Genomic DNA, 5,027 nt, shown 5'->3' with positions numbered 1-5,027 from the left:
TTATATAAGTAAACAATGGCACCAATCCCTGAAGAATCAAGAAATTGGACGTGCTGTAGGTTAATTTCGACTTCTTTGTGATGATTGTTGTGAATTACCTCATCAATGTGATGTTGTGCTTGTCGACAGCCGCTTGCATCTAAGTCACCAAAAAACTCAATGGCTAACTTGTCTTGATTGATTTCTAGTTTGCGTAGTTCCATGACTCTGTCTCCGTTTGTTTTTCTAATTGGATATAGAGCAGGTAACGTGCCAATTTGAAATTAATTAAAAATCAAATAGTTAAATATTGTTAATGATATTGTTCAATTTGAGAAAGGACTGATTCTCAAATTGAGAATCAAAAACGTACAGAGAAATGGTTTGCTTATAAGAGGTGTTGAGCCGAAAGAAGTCGTTAGAGCTGGGGGCTCGTCATGATTAGATTCCAGCTCGATTGACGAACCATCCGCCTTACGTGAATAACGTGTAACGACTAAATGCAAAACCTGTCTAAAGTTTATGATTATCTTTGCAAATTATTACTAATGTTGATTGTTATGAGTCGAAGAATGACTAGTAATAAATAGGTCATCGAGAGGACTTACGTTTCAATAAAGACGATTTTTTGTACAAGGTCTTCTTATGCCATTAAAAATGACATTAATTGCGCTGGCTGTTATGGCAGCGTCTTCACAGCTTCAAGCGGATACGTCTCTCGCACCACCAGTTTCTCTTGCACAAAGCTATCAGGATGGCATTGATGTGTCTGAATATTGGTATAGCGAAAAACTTGATGGTGTTCGCGCTTATTGGACTGGGCAACATCTCGTGACGAGAAATGGTAATCGAATCTACGCCCCAGATTGGTTTACAGGACCTTTGCCTGATTATCCGTTGGACGGTGAACTTTGGGCTGGGAGAGGTAACTTCCATCTTGTTCAGCAAACGGTATTAGATAAAACTCCTGTAGAGTCTGCTTGGCGACACATCGACTTTATGATCTTTGATATGCCATATTCCGCTGGTGATTATCGGAAGCGTTATTACAACATCAAAGATTTAGTGCTTGAAGTCGACCAGCCTCATATCAAATATGTCGAGCACCGAGCGATTCAAAATGAAGCTCATCTGTTTACACAGTTGGATAAAATTTCAATATCCGACGGTGAAGGGGTGATGTTGCGAAAGGTATCAAGCCGCTATCAGGCTGGACGCGGTAGTGATTTGCTTAAACTAAAACGATACGCAGATGATGAAGCGTTAGTTGTGGGTTATAAGCCAGGAACAGGGCGCTTATTAGGTATGATGGGAGCAATGTTAGTTCGCTTACCAAATGGCATTGAGTTTTACATCGGTAGCGGATTTACCGATGAAGTGCGTCGCCAGCCTCCGAAAATTGGTTCAACCATTACATTTAGATATAACGGTTTTACACATACTGGTAAACCACGTTTTGCTCGATTCTTGCGTGAAAGGCTGAAGGAATAGAACGCTCTGCACTTACTAGTTGCCAACGGTTACGCCACATCGTTTGAAGAGACCCTGCCAAAACTGAACGTGGTTTAGGGTTTCTTGCCTAAATGTCCTATGTGCCTCAATGATGCCATACTGGTGACCATGGAGTTGCATACGGTTCTCCACCAAAGTGGCACCATCATTAAGTTGTTGATAGGTACTGTCTAAATAAGCCAAATAAGGTTGCACTTCTTCAACGTAAATGGATTGAAAGACATTTCTTAAGTAGCGGAACTGGGTGGTGTCTCTTTTCGGCCCGCACAATACATTGCTCTGGTTCTGCTCAAGTAGCTGAGTTGTCGCTTTTAACCAAAGGGATGTGTTTACCATTGAATAGTAAAGTCGTCCGAGTAAACGAGATTTCTCTAACTCTTCTTGATATTGCGTAACTTCCACATCGGGTAGACGTGAGACCGCGCGGTGGGGTAAATCATACATTTCGCTGAAAATACGATAGACATCGTTAATGCGTGCAATATCATTCGTCGTGTCTTGAGATAGCCAATCAGAGGCAGTTAGTTGCTTCTGCATGGCATCACTTACGAGTAGTAAGTTGTCGAGATGAATGTCTAAATGTTGCCACTTGGTTGAGTAAAGCTCTGTCAATGTCGCGCGTTCTTCATCGCTAAGTGGAAACTCGGATAAACATCGATGCATGACTCTTAAAAGGGCAGTTTGATAATCAAAATCATGAAAGGCATCCTGCACCTTGCCAAGTTGTGAGTTTTTCTCGGCAAGTAAATTAAAGAGTCCGCACTGTCGTAATTGATAGCTCTCTAGCAGGCCAATAGATAGCCTTGGCAATGGCTCGAACAAAACGCGTTTCGCAGGAATCGTTACCGTAGACTGTAGTGTTATTGGAATAGCAGGAACGTCCAATACATTGGCTACACGTTGATGATACTTATCAAACATGGCGTTCTCTGGATTGAACCAGTTATCACAACCATTAAGAATCATGATTAAGAACAATAAAATAGACCGCACAAATATCCTTTTTTCTAACTTCGTATCCGTTGTCTAGAGAGCAAAATCAACCGCTTTGTAATCTTGTTATAAGTATACTCAACCGTGTGATTATTCGATCAAAAAAGCCAGCGGATGCTGGCTTTTTTTACTTTTTATTGAACTGAAAAGTTCAATTGCACTTCTGGCTCTTGGCGATGCATCCAACGCATTCTGACGCCTAACATAAAGGCCGCAGAAGATAGGCCGATGATAAAACCAAGCCAGAAGCCTTGTGCTCCCATTGGCTCAACAATCCAGTCTGTACGGCCAAGGACGTAACCAATTGGCAAGCCAAGAATCCAATAAGCAATAAAAGTACGGTTGAAGATGGCTCGCATGTCTTTATAGCCGCGTAATGCACCAGCTGCGATCACTTGAACCGCATCCGTACATTGATAAACAGCGGCAAACACGAGCAGGTGCATCGCTAGAGTGATTACCTCTGGGTTGCTAGTATAAAGCTCGGCGATCCACTCACGAGACAAGACGGTTAAAATCGCTGTGAGAACGGACAATGCTAGACCAACCATAATGCCGACTCGTGACGCTACGCGCGCGCCATCGACGTTTTCTTCACCAAGTCGATGGCCGACACGAATGCTTACTGCTGCACCAATACTCATTGGTAGCATAAATACCAACGAGGAGAAGTTAATCGCGACTTGATGCGCTGCCACAATGATAGGACCCAGTGGTGAAACGAGCAGTGCAACAACAGCAAACAGTGTCACTTCAAAAAACAGCGCTGCTGCAACAGGAAAGCCGAGCTTGAATAGACGAACTTGCGCTTTCCATTGTGGGCGATGCCATTCTCCAAATAGGTTGATGCTTTTCAATCGCTCTGATGTCATCACATACAGCAATAGCATGGCAAACATGACCCAGTAAACAATCGTGGTTGCTACACCACAGCCAACACCGCCTAATTCAGGTGCACCAAACTTGCCGTACACGAAAATCCAGTTTAGAGGAATGTTGAGCAGCAAACCGATAAAGCCAATAACCATTGCCGGTTTCGTCAATGACATACCATCCGTAAAGCTTCTAAGCGTTTGGAAAAGTAAAAAAGCGGGTACTGCTAATATAACGGCATGAATGTATCCCACCGTTTTTTCAGCCATCAGTGCTTCAACATCCATCAGCCCGAGAATAAACTGGGTTTGAAGCAGGACTGCAATTATCGGCACACTGATCAGCAATGCCAAAACGACGCCTTGCTGAATTTCAAACGGGATTTTCACTCGACGACCAGAGCCATTTAACTGTGCGACAACAGGGACCAATGCCATTAATAAACCCACCCCAAACAAAATGGATGGTAGCCAAATACTTGAAGCGACAGAAACCGCAGCCATGTCGGTGGCGCTAACGCCGCCAGCCATTACGGTATCAACAAACCCCATACCAGTTTGAGCGACAGATGCGATCAATACCGGGGTCGCCAATTTGATAAGACTTGATGCTTCTTCTTTATAGCGATGCACGAAAAATACTCCAGAGCGGAACAATAAGTTGAAAGAATGAGAGTACTCGAGGGCAAAAGATGTGGTGAACGGATCTGATGGTTGATTTTAGTCACGATAAGGTGAAAAAATGCCTCGGAGAAACTCCGCGCAAATGATAAACAATTGTATGTTTATATTCCATAGCTAGGTAGTGAATAGTCGATAACACTGACTGGACGCTCTCCACGCTAAGGATACGCTTTTACTGAGAACAGCAGCGAATCATGGTAATGTTGAAGCATGCATGAGAACAAACCAGTGTTCATTAAGCCATGGCTTTATCGCCTGAGGTCTTTATTTCCGACCTGTAGCGCAGTGTTTAGGGCTTAGTCTTCGACTACAGTTGGTATTAAATCAATAGGTAAAAAGAAATGTTTACAGGAATAGTTCAGGGTACGGCGAAGGTCGTTAAAATTGATAAAAAAGAACGCTTTCAAACGCACGTTGTCGAGTTAAGCGATGAACTTTGTAAAGGGTTAGAAATTGGTGCATCCGTTGCACACAACGGATGTTGTCTAACTGTGACTAAGATCGAAGGCAACCTTACCAGTTTTGATTTAATGCAAGCGACATTGGCTCTTACTAATTTAGGTCGGCTGGTGGAAGGGGATAGCGTAAACATTGAGCGCGCGGCTAAGTTTGGTGACGAAATAGGCGGACATAGCATGTCTGGTCATATTAGTTTGACGGCAGATATTGTCGATATCATCGATACGCCCAATAACCGCACGATTTGGTTCCAACTGCCGCAAGAATCAATGAAATATGTATTAGCGAAAGGTTACATTGGTTTAGATGGCTGCTCGCTAACTATTGGTGAAGTTGAAGCGTGTCGTTTTTCAGTACACCTAATTCCAGAAACCTTGCAGCGAACGCTTTTCGGAGTGAGACAAGTAGGGGAGCGTGTTAATATTGAGTTTGATCCTCAGACTCAAACAATTGTTGATACTGTTGAGCGCGTTCTTGCAGCAAAACAGCTTTAGAATGAGAAAAAGGAGCCTAGTGCTCCTTTTTCAT

General features: G+C 43.1%; 5 protein-coding genes. 2 read left to right on the top strand and 3 right to left on the bottom strand.

The window, feature by feature from the left end:
- Positions 1 to 203 (bottom strand): STAS domain-containing protein (locus IQR33_RS16385; RefSeq protein WP_193843856.1); only part of this gene is annotated, 203 nt, incomplete at its 3' end.
- Between the two features lie 421 nt (positions 204 to 624).
- Between IQR33_RS16385 and IQR33_RS16380 the strand changes: the two genes are divergently transcribed.
- Positions 625 to 1,470 (top strand): DNA ligase, encoded by an 846-nt coding sequence (locus tag IQR33_RS16380; protein ID WP_086046755.1) that lies wholly within the window; start codon positions 625 to 627, stop codon positions 1,468 to 1,470.
- A gap of 15 nt (positions 1,471 to 1,485) precedes the next feature.
- Here the strand turns inward: IQR33_RS16380 and IQR33_RS16375 are convergent, their stop codons facing one another.
- Positions 1,486 to 2,457: a DUF3080 domain-containing protein gene (locus IQR33_RS16375; protein WP_017634927.1), complete on the bottom strand. Its 972-nt coding sequence runs from the start codon at positions 2,455 to 2,457 to the stop codon at positions 1,486 to 1,488.
- A gap of 161 nt (positions 2,458 to 2,618) precedes the next feature.
- A complete protein-coding gene (locus IQR33_RS16370) occupies positions 2,619 to 3,989 on the bottom strand; it encodes an MATE family efflux transporter (protein WP_005377626.1) in 1,371 nt (456 codons plus the stop codon).
- Positions 3,990 to 4,381: 392 nt separating this feature from the next.
- On the opposite strand from IQR33_RS16370, the gene IQR33_RS16365 reads away from it, so the two are divergent.
- Entirely contained in the window at positions 4,382 to 4,993 is a 612-nt protein-coding gene (locus tag IQR33_RS16365) for a riboflavin synthase (protein WP_054576896.1), read from the top strand.
- Positions 4,994 to 5,027: the final 34 nt, after the last annotated feature.

Origin of the sequence: Vibrio sp. OPT46, assembly GCF_015163535.1 — a bacterium.
GTDB lineage: Bacteria > Pseudomonadota > Gammaproteobacteria > Enterobacterales > Vibrionaceae > Vibrio > Vibrio alginolyticus.
This window is presented reverse-complemented; position numbering and strand designations above follow the sequence as displayed.

Bases quoted from the DNA above. Each gene is read 5' to 3' on its own strand.
- IQR33_RS16365 (WP_054576896.1), top strand. From the start codon at position 4,382: ATGTTTACAGGAATAGTTCAGGGTACGGCGAAGGTCGTTAAAATTGAT.
- IQR33_RS16375 (WP_017634927.1), bottom strand. From the start codon at position 2,457: ATGATTCTTAATGGTTGTGATAACTGGTTCAATCCAGAGAACGCCATG.
- IQR33_RS16380 (WP_086046755.1), top strand. From the start codon at position 625: ATGCCATTAAAAATGACATTAATTGCGCTGGCTGTTATGGCAGCGTCT.